This is a genomic window from Bowmanella denitrificans (genome assembly GCF_002887595.1).
In the GTDB taxonomy this organism is placed as follows: domain Bacteria; phylum Pseudomonadota; class Gammaproteobacteria; order Enterobacterales; family Alteromonadaceae; genus Bowmanella; species Bowmanella denitrificans.
On sequence record NZ_PEBU01000017.1, the window covers coordinates 62,949 to 81,002 of the forward strand.

An 18,054-nucleotide genomic window follows, 5' to 3' on the forward strand; every position below is an offset into this window, starting at 1 on the left:
AACACACCCACAAGAGGATTGAAGATGAAAGCCCTGGCTGCTTTGCCCCTGATGTTGACATTATGCCTCTCTGTTCAGGCTGAGGAAGAGCTCAAAGCTGTGCAGCTTTATTCTCAGGACGAGCTGATAGGTCTTATCCGTGACAACGCCCATTTAGATCGGGTGGTGCTGGATAAATGCCAGTTGGTGCAAGATATTGAAGCCAGAGCGCAGACATTGATGGTGCCCGCCTACCAATTCTTATGGGGCGATATGCTGGCCTGGGGAGTCTGTGTTAAGGCCGATCCTGAGCGAGGTGTACATTATATGCGACAGGCGGCCCAGCAGGGGCTGCCCGAGGCGCTGGAACAACTGGGGCGTTATTACGCACTGGGCAAACTGGTGCAACAGGATAAGCAAAAAGCCGTGGTGTTTTTGCGGGAAGCGGCTGGCCTGGGTAATCTGAAAGCGCAGATCCGTCTGGCAGAACTGTTTATCGAAGGCTATGGCAGCCCGTATGACTATGAAGATGCTTACCACTGGTTGTATAACGCTATTACCGATGACAAGCCAACTCACCAGAAAATTGCCCGTTGTTTGCAAGAACTTGAAAAATTGATGCACCCCAAGGCGGTTCGAGCCGCCAAGCGAGCGCTGGACAGTTAAGGAATTTGAGTAGGATTGGCTGTAACTGCTGTGCAAATCTGTTTTGCTGAAATTCCCTGCTACTATCAATGCGCGAGTTCGCTATACTAGGGGCCTAAACCTGATATAACGGACTCCGCATTTGTCTCAATCTGACGATCCTTACTTCCAACGGGAACAGGAAAAGTACGAAAATCCTGTCGCCAGCCGCGAATACCTGCTGCAAATTCTTACCGATAAAAACAAGCCGCTTTCCTTTATGGAGATTTGCGAGCTGGTGGATGCCATGGACGAAGAGAGTCGTATTGGCATTCAACGCCGCTTAAGGGCCATGGAGCGTGAAGGGCAGATTCTGTTCACCCGTTCAAAAAAATATGGCCTGGCTGAAAAAATGGATCTGATCCGTGGCAAGGTGCTGGGGCATCGGGATGGCTTTGGTTTTCTTAAGCGGGATGACGGCCAGCCGGATCTGTTTATTCATAATGCCCAAATGCAGGCTTTGCTGCATGGTGACATAGTACTGGTAACCGAAAGCAGCCAGAATTTTAAAGGCAAGAAGGAAGCTCGTATTGTGCGGGTTGTTGAGCCGCGCAGTGAAGCCATTGTCGGGCGTTTTTTCCTGGAGCAGGGGCTGGGACTGGTGGTGCCGGATGACAGCCGAATCTGCCAGGAAATCATTATTCCACCAGAGCATGTAAATGGTGCCCGCCAGGGACATGTCGTAGTAGTGGAAATCATACAGCGGCCGATGAAACGCGTGAATGCGGTGGGGAAAATTGTCGAAGTGCTGGGGGAGCATATGGCCCCAGGCATGGAAATCGAAATGGCGCTGCGCACCTTTGATATTCCGCACAACTGGCCCAAAGACGTTGAAAAGCAGGTTAAGGGGCTCACAGAGCAAGTCCCTGAAGAGGCTAAGCAAGGCAGATTGGACTTGCGTGAGCTTCCGCTGGTAACTATTGATGGTGAAGACGCCAGGGATTTTGACGATGCCGTATATTGCGAACCGCTGGATGATGGTGGCTGGCAGCTTTGGGTGGCGATAGCCGATGTCAGTTACTATGTGCGTCCGGCTACCGCGTTGGACAAAGAGGCCATCGAAAGGGGCAATTCGGTGTATTTCCCCGAGCAGGTTGTGCCCATGTTACCAGAGGTACTATCGAACGGACTGTGTTCATTAAACCCGCAGGTCGATCGTCTGTGTATGGTTTGTGAAATGCAGGTGTCCAAGTCAGGGCAACTCAAGGAATACCAGTTTTATGAGGCGGTAATGAACTCCCATGCCAGACTGACTTACACCAAGGTGTGGGATATTCTGCAGGGAGACAAAGAGCTTTATCAGCGTTACGAGCCTTTGGTGCCACATCTGCGAAATCTGCATGATCTGTTCCGCACCCTGAAAAAAGCCAGAGGGCGGCGTGGGGCCATTGAGTTTGAAACCCAGGAAAACAAATTTATTTTCAATGCCCAGCGCAAAATTGATCATATTGTGCCGGTGGTGCGCAACGACGCCCATAAAATGATTGAAGAATGTATGATCCTGGCCAATGTCAGCGCCGCCAATTTCCTGCAGAAACACCAGGCTGAAGGCCTTTACCGGGTGCATGACAAACCGGATCAGGACCGGCTGCTAAGTTTTCTGAGCTACCTGGGAGAAGTCGGCATTCCGCATGGCATAGGCAAAGATCCCCAACCGGCAGATTTTTCCAATGTGGTGGACAAAATTGCTAATCGTCCGGATCAGGAACTGATTCAGACCATGTTGCTGCGCTCTATGAAGCAAGCCGTGTACGACCGGGAGAATGTCGGACATTTCGGTCTGGCACTGGATGCCTATGCACACTTTACTTCACCTATTCGGCGTTATCCGGATTTGGTGGTGCATCGGGCGATTAAAGCGGTACTGGATAAAATAGCCAAACGTAAAAATAAGACCGGCGGTAAGGCTTACTCCGAAGAAGAAGTGTCACAGCTGGGTATTCAATGCTCTATGACTGAGCGTCGTGCCGATGATGCCACTCGCGATGTGGCTGACTGGCTTAAATGTGAGTTTATGCTCGATCATGTGGGCGACAGCTTTGATGGTGTGATTGCTTCAGTCACCAATTTTGGCTTCTTCGTCAGACTCAGTGATTTCCATATCGATGGCTTGGTACATATCACTGCGCTGGAAAACGATTACTACCACTATGACGAGCTCAAGCAACACTTAATTGGCGAGAACTTTGGTACGGTTTATCGCTTGGGTGACCAACTGCGGGTTAAAGTAGCTGGCGTGAACCTGGATGATCGCAAAATCGACTTTGTGCTGGACCAGCCCATGGGCAAAGGTAAGGGGGGGCGCAAGGTGATGGTTAAAAAAGTAAACAGAAAGTCCGACAAAAGTGAGCTGTCAGAAGGTAAATGGCCAACCTCGGGTAAACCCGCCCCACGCCGAAGCAGGCGCGGGGAAGAGGCAGAAGGTGCCGATCATAAAAAGTCCCGCAAATCAAAAGCAACCAGCAGGAAGAATAGATAAATGGCTCAGCAAGAATGGCTTTATGGTATCCATGCTCTTGAATCCCTGCTGCAGCGGGAACCGGAGCGCCTGATTGAGCTTTTTGTCTTGAAAGGACGTGAAGACGAACGGCTGACGAATATTATCAACCAGGCTAGGCGCTTTGGTGCCTCTATTCAGTTTTGCCAGCGTAAAACCCTGGACGATAAAGCGCATGGGGAGCAGCACCAGGGCGTGGTAGCGAAAGCCAGACCAGGGCGCCAGTACGATGAAAAAGACCTGGATCAGATTCTGTCAGCCAGTGGCAGCCCATTTCTGCTGATCTTGGATGGTGTTACCGATCCACATAATCTGGGGGCCTGCCTGCGCACAGCTGATGCTGCTGGTGTGCATGCGGTGGTGGTGCCTAAAGACAAATCGGCGTCTCTGACCCCTACAGTACGAAAAGTGGCTTGCGGCGCGGCTGAGGTCATTCCCCTTGTGCAAGTCACCAATCTGGCCAGAACCTTAAAGGAACTGCAGCAGGCTGGGGTGTGGATCGTAGGCACCGCTGGCGAGGCGCAACAGGATATTTATCAGGCTAAGCTAACCGGCCCAATTGCGCTGGTTATGGGGGCAGAAGGCAAAGGGATGCGCAGGCTGACCCGCGAACACTGTGATGAGTTGATTAAACTGCCAATGGCCGGTTCGGTATCCAGTCTTAATGTGTCTGTCGCCACTGGTATCTGTTTATATGAAGTCGTACGGCAACGAGCCGCACAACTGTAAATTGGGGGCGGCAAGCCCCTTTATCGCTACTTACACATCGTCTCCCCATTATCCTGGCCTTGTCTGACACAGTTGTTAACTTTTCTGCGCTAGTCGGCTTGTTGCTGTTAGGGTAGGGTGCTCTGTTAGCCCTATAACAACAACGAAGAGGAAAAACCATGGCCGACAAAATTGCGCGCGGCTTTTATGGATGGCTGCTGGCGCTGACCAGCTTTTGCTTGCAGGCGACGCCAGACTATCAACTACCTGACAATATTCAGCCGAATTTTCAACAAGTCAGCTTGAAAGTTGATCCGGACCAAGCGGATTTCAGTGGTGACACTTTTATTGATCTGACCATCAAGCAAGCCACTGACAAGGTCGGCTTTTATCAGATTGATTTAACCCTGGATAAAGTGGAATTGATCAGAGATGGAAAAATCATTCCTTTGACGGTCAGTGGTGGCGACTATGATATCTTTTGGGGCCAGTCGGCCGCGGTGCTTGAACCTGGCGACTATCAGTTGCATATCCAGTACAAAGGCAAAGTGAATACCAGCTCTGACGGCATGTATCTGGCCAGGTTTGAAGAGCGTAACTACTTGTTTACCCAGTTTGAGGACATGGAAGCCAGGCGGGCATTTCCCTCCTTTGACCAGCCTAACTACAAAATACCATTTCAACTGAAGATTCAGGCCCCGGAAAAACACGTTGTGCTATCGAACACCCCGGTACTGAGCCGGGAGGTGAAAGATGGTTGGCAAACGGTGGAGTTTAAACGCACCAAACCTCTACCAACCTATCTGGTGGCCTATGCCATTGGAGAGCTGGATTCTGCCGAGATTTCTGGTTTGTCAGTGCCAGGGCGAATTTACACCCCCAAAGGCAAGGCGGAGCAGACGCGTTTTATCATTAAGCACACGCCGCAAATACTTAAAAGTCTGGAAGACTACTTTGGCATACCTTACCCCTATGAAAAGCTGGACTTTATTGCGGTGCCAAACTTTACTCACGGGGCAATGGAAAATGCCGGTCTGATTACCTTCAGAAGTAGCCTGTTGTTGCTGGAAGATGAACCTGGTCTGGCAGAACGCAGTGGGCCGCTGGATACCGTAACCCATGAACTGGCACATCAATGGTATGGCAATCTGGTGACGATGTCCTGGTGGGATGATCTGTGGCTGAATGAGGCGTTTGCCTCCTGGATGGCCAGTAAGGTCATGATGAAACTTTATCCTGAGCTGAACTTCCATACCCGTATTGTCCAGGAGGGGGCCTTTGAAGCTGACGCCAGCCCCACCACTAAGCCGGTGAAAAAGATTGTGCGCTCCTCTGCGGATGTGATGGATGGCCTGGGCCTGAACTACAGCAAGGGGGAATCCATTCTGAATATGATTGAATCACTGACCGGAGAAGCACCCTTTCAAAAAGCGGTGCAAGCCTATATGCAAAAGCATAAGTGGGGCAACACCACCGCCGATGACCTGTGGGCCGTACTGGGCGACGTGGCAGACTTTGACGTGCCGGCCATGATGAGAACTTATCTGGAGCAGCCTGGATATCCTCTGGTCAGCTTTGCAGCGGACGGCACGGTAAGCCAAAGCCGTTATCACCTGGCCGGGGCGGACGTGGCAGAGCAAAGCTGGATAGTGCCCCTCTCTGTGAGCTTCAAGAAAAATGGCAAGCTGCAGCGTCGAATGCTGTATCTGGACAAACCAAGTAGCAACGTTGTTGAGCTGGCTGAAGCAGATTGGGTATACCCTAATGACAATGCAATGGGGTACTTCCGCTGGCAGATGTCCGCCCAACAGATGCGCGCCTTGTTAAAGGATATAGACGCGCTGAATGGCCGGGAGAAAAAGGAGTTGTTGTATAACTCCGGTGCATTGCTGCAGGCCGGAAAAGCCGATTTTGAACAACATCTGAGTGTTCTGAATACCCTGGCTGCAGATAAGGAACCTATGGTGGCAAGGGCGGTGGTCGCCTCGCTTAACGATTTTACTTATTTGGTAGATAAAACCAATGAGGACGATTTTGCCAGTTTCCTGCAAACAAAATTACTGCCCTGGTATCAGCAACTAGGTATGAGTCAGCGCCCCGATGATTCCGAAGATGTCATTAAATTGCGTCAGGCTGTTTTTAGCTTGCTGAGTCTATATGGGCATGTGCCTGAGGTGGACAGCAAAGCTCAGGCGCTTGCTGCCAGTTATCTGCATGAGCCTGTATCAGTGCCGCGCAACCTGGCATCTTATGCACTGCGCAATGCGGCTAAGTACGGCAATGCTGAATGGTACGAGAAGTTCAACCAAGCTTATTTGAAGCATACGGATGCCAATATTCGCGGCACGATAATGGCCGGCATGTATTTCCCGCAAGATAGCAATCTGACTAAAGTTCTGAACTTTTCCTTTGATGAGCAAATGAGTCCAGCCAATGTTATTTATAACCTCGTGGTCGCTTCTCGTGCGCAGGAACAACAGGATCTGTTGTACCAATGGCTGGACACACATTTTGAGCAACTGGTAGAGCGGATGCCCAGTTACCACATAGGCCGCATGCCTGAGTTTGTCTCCAGCAGTTGTAATGCGCACAATATTCAGCTGGCCAAAGCGTTCTATACGCCGCGTATGGATAAATTTGATGGTATGGCGCGCAGTTTTGAGGTGGCCATGAATGATGCAAGCCAATGTGTTGCTATGAAACAACGCTTCCAATCAAGTTTTACTCAACTGCTGAAGCAGGTAAATCAAAAACGCTAAGTTTGACAAAGGCGGTCCAGTTGGCCGCCTTTTTTAATTGGCTTAGTACAGTTTGGTCGCCAGAAATAGTCTCTAAATACAGGAAAATTAGCTTTTGTTACTGCAGTTTGTAAAGCAATGTAAAGATTGGTAAAGAATGTGAATCCTCAAGAACTTCGCGGCCTGCGGCGGGTCTTTGCTGAGTCGAGCCAACCTATAAGTTATGAGGACCTTAAATGCATTTGCGAGCATTATCTTTTCCCCTGTTAATCACTGCGTCTGCTTTAGCACTAACCGCCTGCGGGGGTTCCAGTGATGATGATAAAACCTATCCTAATGCCTACGTACAATTCTACAACGGCTCTCCAAACAGCGCCGAGACCGATCTCTACATTGAAGACATTGAACAAGGCGGTGCGGCTTACGGGGATGCTTCCGGGCTGTACACCGTGGATACCGGCGATGCCACCCTCACTCTAAAACGCACCGATGCCAGCGATAAACTGGTGGAGGTCTTGAGCAAAGAAGTGAATTTCACTGACGGCCATAAGTCTCTTTACCTGCTTGTTGGTGATTACGAGAGTCCAACGCTGATTGAGCATAAATTCGAACGTAAGGAACTGACAGACCATTTCATTCTTTACGCCATGTCAGCTGTGGCAGATGCCAACTATGACCTGTATATGGCTGAAGCAGGCGCGCCTTTCACCGACGCTAATAAGATTGACAGTCTGAGTTTCAGTGAGGTTGTGGAGGGCAAGTATTGGGATGCAGATACGACCAACCCTGACTGGGATACCGGTGACTATGTGGTTTATCTGACGGAGCCTGGTAAAACTGACGTGCTGTATGAAAGTCCCACGATTAAATTCAGTTATGACACTGAGTATATGCTGGTTATCAGACAGTCTGCCGCCACCACACAAAACAACTTGTCAGTGGACTTAGTGATCAATTCCACTAGTGTGTCCAGTTACAAAGATGTACGGGCGGGGGCGCAATTCCGCCTGTATAACAGTCTGCAAGACAGCGGATTGACAGCACTGGTTAAAGGCAATGATGTCGAGCAGAGTAGCAACCTGCAGCATAATGAACTAAGTGAGTTCAGTGCTGTTAAGTATGGTGATTATCAAATTTCAGCACAAAATGAAGATAACAGCCTGTCTTTCAACAATCGCCTGCTGACTCTCAATCAAGGTGAAGCCAAAACAGTCGTACTCTATAAGAATAAGGAAAATACCCTGACTTCACTGGCGTTTGAAGAGAGTGATCTGCCCCAGGTGTATGACCACGAATTGAATGTGGTAAACCTGGCACAGGATTACGCAAACGTGGATATCTATTTCGTTCGCCAGGATGAGACAGTCGAGACAGCCCAGTACAAGATCAAACGTTTGGGCTTTGCAGGAAGTGAAGATATCAGTTTGCCAAGTGATTATTATGAGATCATTGCTTTGCATGATGATAACAGTGGTAATCAGACTTTATTGTTCAGAACACCGGCTCTGGCCATTGATGAAGCGGTCAACTATATGGTTGCTGTGGAACCGGACAGTACATCAGCCAGCGGCTACCGGGTGGTATTGCTGAACTAGTGACATCCAACGGATGGGTAAAAGGCCTCTTTTTAGAGGCCTTTTTTGTGACGGGGATGAATTTCCACCATCCTGCCCCCATCATGTGCAATCAGTGGTTTTTGACTGACAAAGAATTTTCACCGCTGGCATTTTTTAACGTTGAACTTTCCCTGTCCTTCGCCCTTCCAGGGCCGTCGCGACTGGGCTGCGGCGTTAAAAAGCGAATTAGGCGCTTTTTTCAACATTTCGGGTATCGCCGCAAATTCTTTTCTGTTATTATTTCGCGCCCTTTTTATAGGGGTATGACTATTAAAGCAGCTAAACGGCCTGAGAAGGCCTTAACAACAGCGGAGCACTAACAATGATCCAAATGCAAACTAGCCTGGACGTGGCCGATAACTCCGGCGCTCGCAGGGTAATGTGTATTAAGGTTCTTGGTGGCTCGCATCGCCGTTATGCACATATCGGTGACATCATCAAAGTTACCGTCAAGGAAGCAATTCCTCGCGGTAAAGTTAAAAAAGGTGACGTACTGAATGCAGTGGTGGTGCGTACTAGAAAAGGCGTTCGTCGTCCTGACGGTTCTCTGATCCGTTTCGATAACAACGCAGCCGTGTTGCTGAACAACAACAAGCAACCTATTGGTACGCGTATCTTTGGCCCGGTAACCCGTGAGCTTCGTGGAGATAAATTCATGAAGATCATCTCACTGGCCCCAGAGGTACTATAAGGAGTCACGATAATGGCAAGAAAAATTCGTCGTGATGATGAAGTTGTCGTATTGGCCGGTAAAGACAAAGGCAAAACAGGCAAAGTCCTGAAAGTGCTGGTTGAGTCTGACCGTCTGGTAGTAGAAGGTGTGAATGTGATGAAGAAACACCAGAAGCCTAACCCTCAGTTAGGTGTTGCTGGTGGCATCGTTGAGAAAGAAGCATCCATTCATGTATCGAATGTAGCGATTCTGAACCCTAAAACGGGTAAAGCTGATCGCGTCGGTTTCCGTCTTGAAGGCGAGAAGAAAGTACGTTTCTTCAAGTCTAACGGTGAACTGGTTTAATTAATTGGAGAGTACGATGGCGAAACTGCATGATTTCTATAAAGAAACAGTAGTGGCGGAACTTGCTAAGCAGTTCGGTTACAAAAGCGTCATGCAAGTCCCTCGGATTGAAAAAATCACCCTGAACATGGGTCTGGGTGAAGCTGTAGCGGATAAAAAGATTCTGGAAAATGCAACTGCCGATATGCAGGCAATTGCTGGCCAGAAGCCTGTAGTAACCGTTGCGCGTAAATCCGTTGCGGGTTTTAAAATCCGTGAAGGTTATCCGATTGGCTGTAAAGTAACCCTACGTGGCGAGCGTATGTGGGAATTCCTGGAGCGTTTGATTTCAATCGCTATCCCACGTATCCGTGACTTCCGTGGTCTGAATGCTAAGTCATTCGACGGCCGTGGAAACTATAGCATGGGTGTTCGCGAGCAAATCATCTTCCCCGAAATCGACTTTGATAAAGTTGATAAGGTGCGCGGTATGGATATTACTATCACTACTACCGCCGCTACGGATGAGGAAGGTCGCGCTCTGCTGGCTGCTTTTAACTTCCCATTCAAGAAATAAGGTGTAGGGTTATGGCAAAACAATCAATGAAAGCGCGTGAAGTAAAGCGCGCCAAGCTGGTAGCCAAGCACGCAACTAAGCGTGCTGAGCTGAAAGCCATTATCAGCAGTGTAAACTCTTCTGACGAAGAGCGTTGGGACGCCGTGCTCAAGCTGCAATCATTACCTCGTGACTCTGCCCGTACACGTCAACATAACCGTTGCCGTATCACTGGCCGTCCTCATGGTTTCCTGCGCAAGTTCGGCCTGAGCCGTATCAAACTGCGTGAGGCCGCCATGCGTGGTGAAGTCCCTGGTCTGAAGAAAGCCAGTTGGTAAGGAGTAGCTAAGATGAGTATGCAAGATCCTATCGCGGATATGTTTACCCGCATCCGTAACGGTCAGCTGGCCAGCAAAGTGTCTGTCACTATGCCGTCTTCCAAGCTGCGTGTTGCGATTGCCAAGGTACTGAAAGATGAAGGTTACATCGCTGACTTCCAGGCATCTGGTGACGTTAAGCCTACCCTTGAAGTAACTCTGAAGTACTTCGAAGGTAAGAAAGTGATTGAAACCATCGAGCGTGTCAGCCGTCCAGGTCTGCGCATCTATAAGAAAAAAGATGAGCTGCCAAAAGTAATGGGTGGTCTGGGTATCGCTATTGTTTCAACATCCAAGGGCGTGATGACTGACCGAGCTGCGCGTAAAGCCGGCATGGGTGGTGAAGTCATCGGCTATGTAGCGTAACGGAGGATTATTCGATGTCACGTGTAGCAAAAGCCCCGGTTGAGATCCAAGCTGGCGTAGAAGTCACTATCGCTGGTCAAGTGGTCACACTGAAAGGTAAAAACGGCACGCTGAGCCGTGAGTTCAACGGTGCAGTTGAAGTAGTTAAAGAAGAAAACAACCTGAAAGCCCTGCCTCGTGAAGGTGCGGTTGACGGTTGGGCTCAAGCTGGTACTGCTCGCGCACTGCTGAACGGCATGATGATCGGCGTCACCAACGGTTTCGAGAAAAAACTGCAGCTGCAGGGCGTTGGTTACCGTGCTTCGGCACAAGGTAACAAACTGAACCTGACACTGGGTTTCTCTCACCCCGTAGTCTACGAAATGCCTGCCGGCGTTAGCGTAGAAACACCTACCCAGACTGAAATCGTCGTAAAAGGCGCTGACAAGCAACAGGTAGGTCAGGTTGCAGCTAACATCCGTGGATACCGTCCGCCAGAGCCTTACAAAGGCAAAGGTGTGCGTTATGCCGATGAAGTTGTGCGTCGTAAAGAAGCCAAGAAAAAGTAAGGGGTTGATACGATGGATAAGAAAACAGCTCGTTTGCGTCGCGCGACTCGTGCACGCAAAAAGATCAGTGAACTGGGCGCAGCTCGCCTGGTAGTACACCGTACTCCCCGTCACATCTATGCACAACTGATTGCCGCTAACGGCGCAGAAGTGCTGGCGGCTGCCTCTACTGTTGAAGCTGATCTGCGTAAAGACCTGAAAGTAACAGGCAACGCAGATGCCGCTACTGCAGTTGGCAAAGTGATCGCACAACGTGCTATCGAAAAAGGCATCACTGAGGTGGCTTTCGATCGCAGCGGTTTCAAGTATCACGGTCGAGTGAAGGCATTGGCTGATGCTGCTCGCGAAGCAGGTCTTCAGTTCTAGGAGTAGATTATGGCTAAAGTAGAAGTTCAAAACGGTGAACTGTTAGAGAAGCTGATTGCCGTAAACCGTGTAGCCAAGACTGTTAAAGGTGGACGCATCATGAGCTTCACCGCGCTGACAGTGGTTGGTGACGGAAACGGTCGTGTAGGCTTCGGTTACGGTAAAGCCCGTGAAGTACCATCCGCAATTCAAAAAGCGATGGAAAAAGCGCGTCGTAACCTGGTTACCGTGGGTCTGAATGGCAACACCCTTCAGCACCCAATTAAGGGTCGTCACTCCGGCTCTCAGGTATACATGCAGCCTGCATCTGAAGGTACCGGTATTATTGCCGGTGGTGCGATGCGTGCAGTACTGGAAGTCGCTGGCGTACAGAACGTACTTTCAAAATGTTACGGCTCTACCAACCCAATCAACGTAGTGCGTGCCACTATCAATGCCCTGGTGGATATGAAATCTCCAGAGCAGGTAGCAGCCAAGCGTGGATTGTCCGTAGAACAGATTTTGGGGTAATGAATCATGGCTAAGACAATCAAAGTAAGACAAACCAAGAGCTCAATCGCTCGTCTGCCTAGCCACAAGGCTACGCTGACCGGTTTGGGTCTGCGTCGTATTGGTCATGTTCGTGAGTTGGAAGACACTCCTGCTGTTCGCGGTATGATCAACAAAGTCAACTACATGGTTGAGATAGTTGAGGAGTAACTCATGCATTTGAATACGATTGCTCCTGCACCTGGAGCGAAAAAACCCTCTAAGCGTCTGGGCCGTGGTATCGGTTCTGGCCTGGGTAAAACAGGTGGCCGTGGTCACAAGGGTCAGACATCACGTTCTGGCGGTACTGTGCGTCCTGGTTTTGAAGGCGGTCAGATGCCTATCCAGCGTCGTCTGCCTAAGTTCGGTTTCACTTCGCGTAAATCTCTGGTTTCTGACCAGGTGACGCTGGCTGAAATTGCTAAGGTAGAGGGTGAAGTGGTGTCACTGGAAACTTTAAAAGCTGCAGGTCTGGTTAAGAAAGACGTGCTGCATGTTAAAGTGATGAAAAGTGGTGACATCGCTCGCGCTGTTACTGTAAATGGCTTGAAGGTAACTAAAGGCGCCCGTGAAGCTATCGAAGCTGCTGGCGGTAAAGTAGAGGAATAAGCTAAATGGCTAAACCAGGATTGGATTCAGGCGCCAAAGGCGGTTTGACCGAGCTGAAATCAAGACTTTTGTTTGTCTTGGGTGCGATTATCGTGTTCAGGCTCGGTTCTTTCGTGCCTATTCCTGGTATTGATGCAGCAGTGCTGGCGAGTTTGTTCGAACAGCAAAAAGGCACAATCGTAGAAATGTTTAACATGTTCTCCGGTGGTGCGCTTGAGCGTGCATCAATCCTGGCGCTTGGCATCATGCCCTATATTTCTGCGTCCATCATCATGCAGTTGTTGACTGTTGTTCATCCTCAGATGGCGGAACTGAAAAAAGAAGGCGAGGCGGGACGTCGTAAGATAAGCCAGTACACCAGGTATTTAACCTTGGTGCTGTCTATCTTCCAGGCAATTGCCATTGCCACCGGTCTGCCTAACCTGATGCAGGGTCTGGTGATGAATCCTGGTTTCGGCTTCTACTTTACAGCGGTGGTGAGCCTGGTCACGGGAACTATGTTCCTGATGTGGCTGGGTGAGCAGATCACTGAGCGTGGAATCGGCAACGGTATATCTATTCTGATCTTTACCGGTATCGTGGCGGGCTTGCCCTCCGCGATCGGTCAGACAGTTGAGCAGGCAAGACAGGGTGACCTGAACATGCTGTTCCTGTTATTGATTGGTGTGATTGTTATCGCCGTCACGTATTTCGTGGTGTTTGTAGAGCGTGGCCAACGTCGTATTGTGGTCAACTACGCTAAGCGTCAGCAGGGCCGTAAGGTATTTGCCGCGCAAAGCACACATTTACCATTGAAAGTGAACATGGCGGGCGTTATCCCACCAATCTTTGCTTCCAGTATTATCCTGTTTCCAGGTACGCTGGCGAGCTGGTTTGGTCAGAATGAAGCCATGTCCTGGTTGCAGGATGTGTCTTTGATGTTGTCACCCGGACAGCCTTTGCATGCTATGTTGTATGCAGCGGCCATTATTTTCTTCTGTTTCTTCTATACTGCGTTGGTGTTCAACCCGCGCGAGACAGCAGATAACCTGAAGAAATCCGGCGCATTTGTGCCCGGTATCCGTCCAGGTGAGCAAACATCACGTTATATCGATAAAGTGATGACACGCCTGACTCTGGCTGGTGCCCTGTACATTACCTTTATTTGTTTGGTGCCCGAGTTCATGATGATCGCCTGGAACGTACAGTTCTATTTTGGCGGCACATCACTGCTGATTATCGTAGTGGTAATCATGGACTTTATGGCACAGGTCCAGACTCACCTGATGTCTCATCAGTACGAGTCTGTTCTGAAGAAAGCGAATCTTAAAGGCTTCGGCCGTTAAGATTGGCAATTACGGAGTAACGAAATGAAAGTTCGTGCATCTGTCAAAGCGATTTGCCGTAACTGCAAAATCATCAAGCGCAACGGTGTTGTGCGTGTGATTTGTAGCAGCGACCCTAAGCATAAGCAAAGGCAAGGCTAATCAAAAACAAGCTCTTTAGAGAGCTTAATTTGCAATTTTGTCGTTGGATAAGTATCCTAGCGGGCTTTTTAGGCCGACGACAATTTAACTATAGGAGTGCTGTTAGTGGCCCGTATCGCTGGCATTAACATCCCTGAACACAAGCATGCCGTAATCGCTGTACAAGCTATTTTCGGTATCGGTGCTACACGTGCTAAAAGCATCTGTGCTGCCGCTGGTGTTGCAGAGAGTACCAAGATCAAAGATCTTGATGAGACGCAAATTGATAAACTGCGTGACGAAGTAGCCAAGTTCACCGTTGAAGGTGACCTGCGTCGTGAAGTGTCAATGAGCATTAAACGTTTGATGGACCTAGGTTGTTTCCGTGGCTTACGTCACCGTCGCAGCTTGCCTGTTCGTGGTCAGCGCACTAAAACTAATGCGCGCACCCGTAAAGGTCCTCGTAAGCCGATTAAGAAGTAAGCGGGGGGATTTATGGCAAAAGCACCAGTACGTACTCGTAAGCGCGTAAAACGCCAGGTTGCTGATGGTATGGCTCATATCCATGCCTCTTTCAACAACACGATAGTGACTATCACTGACCGTCAAGGTAATGCCCTGTCTTGGGCAACTTCCGGTGGTTCAGGCTTCCGTGGTTCACGTAAGTCTACGCCTTTCGCTGCTCAGGTTGCTGCCGAGCGCGCCGGTGTTGCGGCCCAGGAATACGGTTTGAAAAACCTAGAAGTGTTTGTAAAAGGTCCAGGTCCAGGCCGTGAGTCTGCGATCCGTGCCCTGAATGCAACAGGTTACCGTATCACTAACATTACCGATGTGACTCCTATTCCTCACAACGGTTGTCGTCCACCTAAGAAACGTCGCGTATAAGCAGCGTTTTAGGACAGTTGGAGAAAGATCATGGCAAGATATTTGGGTCCCAAACTCAAACTTAGCCGCCGCGAGGGAACAGACCTGTTCCTGAAAAGTGGCGTTCGAGCAATTGACTCGAAGTGTAAAATTGATACTGCGCCTGGTCAGCACGGTGCCCGTCGTGGCCGCCTGTCTGATTACGGTGTGCAGTTGCGTGAGAAGCAGAAAGTTCGTCGTATGTTCGGCGTGCTGGAAAAGCAATTCCGTAACTACTACAAAGAAGCAGCACGTCTGAAAGGCAACACAGGTGAAAACCTGCTGCAATTGCTTGAGCAGCGTCTTGACAACGTGGTTTACCGCATGGGATTTGCCAGCACTCGCTCTGAAGCGCGTCAGTTGGTTAGTCACAAGGCCATTATGGTCAATGGTAAAGTTGTTAACGTTCCTTCTTTTAGCGTATCTGCTGAAGACGTTGTGTCTGTTCGTGAAAAAGCCAAGAAGCAAGCACGTATCGTGGCTGCCCTTGAGCTTGCCGATCAGCGCGAAAAGCCTACTTGGATAGAAGTGGACAGCAAGAAGATGGAAGGTGTTTTCAAACGCATTCCTGAGCGTAGCGACTTGTCTGCCGAAATTAACGAACAGCTGATCGTCGAACTTTACAGTAAGTAAAGAAGGTCAAAGAGAGGAAACAATGTCGGGTTCTGTAACTGAATTCCTTAAACCAAGGTTAGTCGAGATAGATAACGTATCCAAAACCCGCGCTAAGGTCACACTTGAGCCGTTGGAGCGTGGTTTCGGTCATACACTCGGAAACGCACTGCGTCGTATCCTGCTGTCATCCATGCCTGGTTGCGCGGTGACTGAAGTAGAAATTGACGGTGTGCTGCATGAGTACAGCACCAAGGAAGGCGTCCAGGAAGACGTTATCGAGATCCTGCTGAACCTGAAAGGTCTGGCCGTTCGTCTCGAAGGTAAGAATGAAGCTACCCTGACCCTGGTTAAGTCCGGTGCAGGCCCGGTAGTTGCAGGTGATATCCAGCACGATGGTGACGTCACTATTGTAAACCCTGAACACCAGATTTGTACGCTGACAGGCGATGCCTCCATCAGCATGCGTATCAAAGTGGAAATGGGGCGTGGTTATATTCCTGCCGCTACTCGTCGTACCTCTGAAGAAGACGACAGACCTATTGGTCGTTTGTTAGTGGATGCCTCTTTCAGTCCTGTAGAGCGTATTGCCTATAGTGTTGAGTCTGCCCGTGTTGAACAACGCACAGACTTGGACAAACTGATCATTGATATGGAAACCAATGGCACTATCGACCCAGAAGAAGCTATCCGTCGTTCTGCTACTATTTTAGCTGAGCAATTGGATGCCTTCGTAGAACTGCGCGATATTAAAGAGCCAGTGGCGAAAGAAGAGAAGCCGGAGTTTGATCCGATTCTGCTTCGTCCAGTAGATGATCTGGAATTGACAGTACGTTCTGCCAACTGTTTGAAAGCAGAAGCTATCCAGTACATTGGTGACCTGGTCCAGCGCACAGAAGTTGAGCTGCTTAAGACCCCTAACCTGGGTAAGAAGTCTCTGACTGAAATCAAAGACGTGCTCGCTTCTCGCGGACTCTCATTGGGTATGCGCCTGGAAAACTGGCCACCAGAGAGTATTGCTGAGAAAGACTAATCAGGTCGCAAGTTAAACTGATTTGTTAAGAAGGAAAGAACCATGCGCCATCGTAAGAGTGGTCGTCAGTTAAATCGCAACAGCAGCCATCGTCAAGCGATGTTCCGCAATATGGCAGGTTCTTTGGTGAAACACGAAATCATCAAAACTACTTTGCCTAAGGCGAAAGAACTGCGTCGCGTTATTGAGCCTCTGATTACACTTGCTAAGCAAGACAGTGTAGCAAACCGCCGTTTGGCCTTTGCCCGCACTGGTGATAAAGAGGTTGTAGGTAAACTGTTTAATGAACTGGGTCCTCGTTATACCGAGCGTCCAGGGGGTTACATTCGTATACTGAAATGTGGCTTCCGTACCGGTGACAATGCCCCTATGGCATATGTTGAACTGGTAGACCGCCCAGTTGCTGAAGAAGCAGCTACCGAAGAAGCGGCAGCTGAATAAGCTACCGAATAATAAAAAACCGGGCCTGGCCCGGTTTTTTATTGTCTGTCGAAAATCTAATCTTGCTTTAAGATGGCGGCGACTTCTTCAGCGTTGGCACCACCTTTTATTGCGTACTCTGTTAGTTGTTCATCTGTTAAACCCGCACTACGTGCAGTTTCTAAAATACGCTGCAGGTTCTCGTGCTGCGCTGAAGATTCCTGGACAGCTGTGGTTACTACTGCGTCAGCGTTATCCGGAAAGGTAGCGAGTAAGGCATCTACTATATATTCACCTACAAAGGGAACGGCTTCCATTGCCGTTTTGATGATATCCACTAATTTATTCGGGTGGGCTTTTGCTACTGAACGAACTATTGCATCGGCCGAGTTCGGTTCTGTCACCACTGCGACCCGAACGATATCGTTCAATTCCTCAGGTGTTGAATAGGCTGCTGCAGTTGCAACAAAGTCCACATAGCTGGGTTCAGCATTAATTGCCGTCTCCACTATATTAGTGCAACTGGTGATACCTTTTTCCAAAGCAATACGTACCACATCTTCTGTAAGTGCTGGTTGTGCAGCGATAGCTGCATGGATAACTTCCTTATATCTGTCAGGATATAAGTCCAAAGCGGTCCCCACCACTATCTCGACATCCTGCGGATAGTGGCCAACAATACTTTTTATTGCCCGGCCAATAGACATATTCTGTGCTACTTGCCTTTGGATGAACTCAGCAGTCTCTTTATTATTGCTGTCGGCTTTTTCCGCTGCCATGGCTGCTGTCCCTGTTATAGCCAAAAGCATCACCGAACATATTATCTTTCTCATGGACAGACTTCCGAAGGTGTCAAACGACTGACGACTTAGTCCCATATTGGACTGTCGTACAGAAAATGAGTTCAAAGAGTAACAAGAAATAAACAAAACAAAACAAAAAATAGCCGTTTGGCTGGAAAATAATCGTTTGAACGGCAAAAATTAAGAAACATGAAAAAACCTGTTGACGGTTGTGCGGAAATCTCTAGAATGCGCACCACTTCGACGGGGCAGGCAGAAAGGCTTCCCAG

At 49.2% G+C, this 18,054-nt stretch carries 24 protein-coding genes; 23 read left to right on the top strand and 1 reads right to left on the bottom strand.

What is annotated here, in order from left to right; all coding sequences use genetic code 11:
- Positions 1–24: 24 nt before the first annotated feature.
- The 23 genes from CSR04_RS22840 to rplQ all read left to right on the top strand — a co-directional run bounded on the left by CSR04_RS22840 (position 25) and on the right by rplQ (position 17,003).
- Positions 25–645 (top strand): tetratricopeptide repeat protein, encoded by a 621-nt coding sequence (locus CSR04_RS22840; RefSeq protein WP_102798664.1) that lies wholly within the window; start codon positions 25–27, stop codon positions 643–645.
- Positions 646–766: 121 nt separating this feature from the next.
- A complete protein-coding gene (gene rnr / locus CSR04_RS22845) occupies positions 767–3,142 on the top strand; it encodes a ribonuclease R (RefSeq protein WP_102798665.1) in 2,376 nt (791 codons plus the stop codon).
- Positions 3,143–3,889, top strand: a complete 747-nt coding sequence (gene rlmB / locus CSR04_RS22850; RefSeq protein WP_102798666.1) for a 23S rRNA (guanosine(2251)-2'-O)-methyltransferase RlmB — start codon at positions 3,143–3,145, stop codon at positions 3,887–3,889.
- A 158-nt stretch (positions 3,890–4,047) separates the two neighbouring features.
- Positions 4,048–6,627 (top strand): M1 family metallopeptidase, encoded by a 2,580-nt coding sequence (locus CSR04_RS22855; RefSeq protein WP_102798667.1) that lies wholly within the window; start codon positions 4,048–4,050, stop codon positions 6,625–6,627.
- Positions 6,628–6,842: 215 nt separating this feature from the next.
- Positions 6,843–8,201 carry a DUF4397 domain-containing protein gene (locus CSR04_RS22860; RefSeq protein WP_102798668.1) on the top strand — a complete coding sequence of 453 codons (1,359 nt, stop codon included), beginning with the start codon at positions 6,843–6,845 and terminating at the stop codon, positions 8,199–8,201.
- On the top strand, positions 8,201–8,542 hold the full coding sequence (locus CSR04_RS22865; RefSeq protein WP_102798669.1) for a hypothetical protein: 342 nt from the start codon (positions 8,201–8,203) through the stop codon (positions 8,540–8,542). Before CSR04_RS22860 ends, CSR04_RS22865 begins: the two co-directional genes overlap by 1 nt.
- Before the next feature lie 2 nt (positions 8,543–8,544).
- Positions 8,545–8,913 carry a 50S ribosomal protein L14 gene (rplN, locus tag CSR04_RS22870; protein ID WP_102798670.1) on the top strand — a complete coding sequence of 123 codons (369 nt, stop codon included), beginning with the start codon at positions 8,545–8,547 and terminating at the stop codon, positions 8,911–8,913.
- Between the two features lie 12 nt (positions 8,914–8,925).
- Positions 8,926–9,240, top strand: a complete 315-nt coding sequence (rplX, locus tag CSR04_RS22875; protein ID WP_102798671.1) for a 50S ribosomal protein L24 — start codon at positions 8,926–8,928, stop codon at positions 9,238–9,240.
- A 16-nt stretch (positions 9,241–9,256) separates the two neighbouring features.
- Positions 9,257–9,796: a 50S ribosomal protein L5 gene (gene rplE / locus CSR04_RS22880; RefSeq protein ID WP_102798672.1), complete on the top strand. Its 540-nt coding sequence runs from the start codon at positions 9,257–9,259 to the stop codon at positions 9,794–9,796.
- Positions 9,797–9,807: 11 nt separating this feature from the next.
- Complete coding sequence (gene rpsN, locus CSR04_RS22885; protein WP_102798673.1) at positions 9,808–10,113, top strand: 30S ribosomal protein S14; 306 nt, start codon at positions 9,808–9,810, stop codon at positions 10,111–10,113.
- Between the two features lie 12 nt (positions 10,114–10,125).
- Entirely contained in the window at positions 10,126–10,518 is a 393-nt protein-coding gene (gene rpsH, locus CSR04_RS22890) for a 30S ribosomal protein S8 (protein WP_102798674.1), read from the top strand.
- A gap of 14 nt (positions 10,519–10,532) precedes the next feature.
- On the top strand, positions 10,533–11,066 hold the full coding sequence (gene rplF / locus CSR04_RS22895) for a 50S ribosomal protein L6 (RefSeq protein ID WP_102798675.1): 534 nt from the start codon (positions 10,533–10,535) through the stop codon (positions 11,064–11,066).
- 12 nt (positions 11,067–11,078) lie between these two features.
- Positions 11,079–11,432 carry a 50S ribosomal protein L18 gene (gene rplR / locus CSR04_RS22900; RefSeq protein WP_102798676.1) on the top strand — a complete coding sequence of 118 codons (354 nt, stop codon included), beginning with the start codon at positions 11,079–11,081 and terminating at the stop codon, positions 11,430–11,432.
- Between the two features lie 9 nt (positions 11,433–11,441).
- Positions 11,442–11,942, top strand: coding sequence for a 30S ribosomal protein S5 (rpsE, locus tag CSR04_RS22905; RefSeq protein WP_102798677.1), 501 nt, complete (start codon positions 11,442–11,444; stop codon positions 11,940–11,942).
- A gap of 3 nt (positions 11,943–11,945) precedes the next feature.
- Positions 11,946–12,131, top strand: coding sequence for a 50S ribosomal protein L30 (gene rpmD, locus CSR04_RS22910; RefSeq protein ID WP_425427716.1), 186 nt, complete (start codon positions 11,946–11,948; stop codon positions 12,129–12,131).
- Between the two features lie 3 nt (positions 12,132–12,134).
- Positions 12,135–12,569 (top strand): 50S ribosomal protein L15, encoded by a 435-nt coding sequence (rplO, locus tag CSR04_RS22915; RefSeq protein WP_102798679.1) that lies wholly within the window; start codon positions 12,135–12,137, stop codon positions 12,567–12,569.
- 5 nt (positions 12,570–12,574) lie between these two features.
- Positions 12,575–13,894 carry a preprotein translocase subunit SecY gene (gene secY / locus CSR04_RS22920; protein WP_102798680.1) on the top strand — a complete coding sequence of 440 codons (1,320 nt, stop codon included), beginning with the start codon at positions 12,575–12,577 and terminating at the stop codon, positions 13,892–13,894.
- 24 nt (positions 13,895–13,918) lie between these two features.
- Positions 13,919–14,035, top strand: a complete 117-nt coding sequence (gene rpmJ / locus CSR04_RS22925; protein ID WP_102798681.1) for a 50S ribosomal protein L36 — start codon at positions 13,919–13,921, stop codon at positions 14,033–14,035.
- Between the two features lie 105 nt (positions 14,036–14,140).
- Entirely contained in the window at positions 14,141–14,497 is a 357-nt protein-coding gene (rpsM, locus tag CSR04_RS22930) for a 30S ribosomal protein S13 (protein WP_102798682.1), read from the top strand.
- Positions 14,498–14,509: 12 nt separating this feature from the next.
- The gene (gene rpsK, locus CSR04_RS22935) at positions 14,510–14,899 is read left to right on the top strand and encodes a 30S ribosomal protein S11 (protein WP_102798683.1); all 390 of its coding nucleotides are present in this window, start codon (positions 14,510–14,512) and stop codon (positions 14,897–14,899) included.
- 30 nt (positions 14,900–14,929) lie between these two features.
- A complete protein-coding gene (gene rpsD / locus CSR04_RS22940) occupies positions 14,930–15,550 on the top strand; it encodes a 30S ribosomal protein S4 (RefSeq protein ID WP_102798684.1) in 621 nt (206 codons plus the stop codon).
- Positions 15,551–15,572: 22 nt separating this feature from the next.
- Positions 15,573–16,562 carry a DNA-directed RNA polymerase subunit alpha gene (locus tag CSR04_RS22945; protein WP_102798685.1) on the top strand — a complete coding sequence of 330 codons (990 nt, stop codon included), beginning with the start codon at positions 15,573–15,575 and terminating at the stop codon, positions 16,560–16,562.
- Between the two features lie 42 nt (positions 16,563–16,604).
- Positions 16,605–17,003: a 50S ribosomal protein L17 gene (rplQ, locus tag CSR04_RS22950; protein WP_102798686.1), complete on the top strand. Its 399-nt coding sequence runs from the start codon at positions 16,605–16,607 to the stop codon at positions 17,001–17,003.
- Positions 17,004–17,059: 56 nt separating this feature from the next.
- Here the strand turns inward: rplQ and CSR04_RS22955 are convergent, their stop codons facing one another.
- Positions 17,060–17,815, bottom strand: coding sequence for a hypothetical protein (locus CSR04_RS22955; protein WP_102798687.1), 756 nt, complete (start codon positions 17,813–17,815; stop codon positions 17,060–17,062).
- Positions 17,816–18,054 lie beyond the last annotated feature (239 nt).

Coding starts and splice junctions, on each gene's coding strand:
- CSR04_RS22840 (WP_102798664.1), top strand. CDS start 25: ATGAAAGCCCTGGCTGCTTTGCCCCTGATGTTGACATTATGCCTCTCT.
- rlmB (WP_102798666.1), top strand. CDS start 3,143: ATGGCTCAGCAAGAATGGCTTTATGGTATCCATGCTCTTGAATCCCTG.
- CSR04_RS22855 (WP_102798667.1), top strand. CDS start 4,048: ATGGCCGACAAAATTGCGCGCGGCTTTTATGGATGGCTGCTGGCGCTG.
- CSR04_RS22860 (WP_102798668.1), top strand. CDS start 6,843: ATGCATTTGCGAGCATTATCTTTTCCCCTGTTAATCACTGCGTCTGCT.
- rplN (WP_102798670.1), top strand. CDS start 8,545: ATGATCCAAATGCAAACTAGCCTGGACGTGGCCGATAACTCCGGCGCT.
- rplX (WP_102798671.1), top strand. CDS start 8,926: ATGGCAAGAAAAATTCGTCGTGATGATGAAGTTGTCGTATTGGCCGGT.
- rplE (WP_102798672.1), top strand. CDS start 9,257: ATGGCGAAACTGCATGATTTCTATAAAGAAACAGTAGTGGCGGAACTT.
- rpsN (WP_102798673.1), top strand. CDS start 9,808: ATGGCAAAACAATCAATGAAAGCGCGTGAAGTAAAGCGCGCCAAGCTG.
- rpsH (WP_102798674.1), top strand. CDS start 10,126: ATGAGTATGCAAGATCCTATCGCGGATATGTTTACCCGCATCCGTAAC.
- rplF (WP_102798675.1), top strand. CDS start 10,533: ATGTCACGTGTAGCAAAAGCCCCGGTTGAGATCCAAGCTGGCGTAGAA.
- rplR (WP_102798676.1), top strand. CDS start 11,079: ATGGATAAGAAAACAGCTCGTTTGCGTCGCGCGACTCGTGCACGCAAA.
- rpsE (WP_102798677.1), top strand. CDS start 11,442: ATGGCTAAAGTAGAAGTTCAAAACGGTGAACTGTTAGAGAAGCTGATT.
- rplO (WP_102798679.1), top strand. CDS start 12,135: ATGCATTTGAATACGATTGCTCCTGCACCTGGAGCGAAAAAACCCTCT.
- secY (WP_102798680.1), top strand. CDS start 12,575: ATGGCTAAACCAGGATTGGATTCAGGCGCCAAAGGCGGTTTGACCGAG.
- rpmJ (WP_102798681.1), top strand. CDS start 13,919: ATGAAAGTTCGTGCATCTGTCAAAGCGATTTGCCGTAACTGCAAAATC.
- rpsK (WP_102798683.1), top strand. CDS start 14,510: ATGGCAAAAGCACCAGTACGTACTCGTAAGCGCGTAAAACGCCAGGTT.
- rpsD (WP_102798684.1), top strand. CDS start 14,930: ATGGCAAGATATTTGGGTCCCAAACTCAAACTTAGCCGCCGCGAGGGA.
- CSR04_RS22945 (WP_102798685.1), top strand. CDS start 15,573: ATGTCGGGTTCTGTAACTGAATTCCTTAAACCAAGGTTAGTCGAGATA.
- rplQ (WP_102798686.1), top strand. CDS start 16,605: ATGCGCCATCGTAAGAGTGGTCGTCAGTTAAATCGCAACAGCAGCCAT.
- CSR04_RS22955 (WP_102798687.1), bottom strand. CDS start 17,815: ATGAGAAAGATAATATGTTCGGTGATGCTTTTGGCTATAACAGGGACA.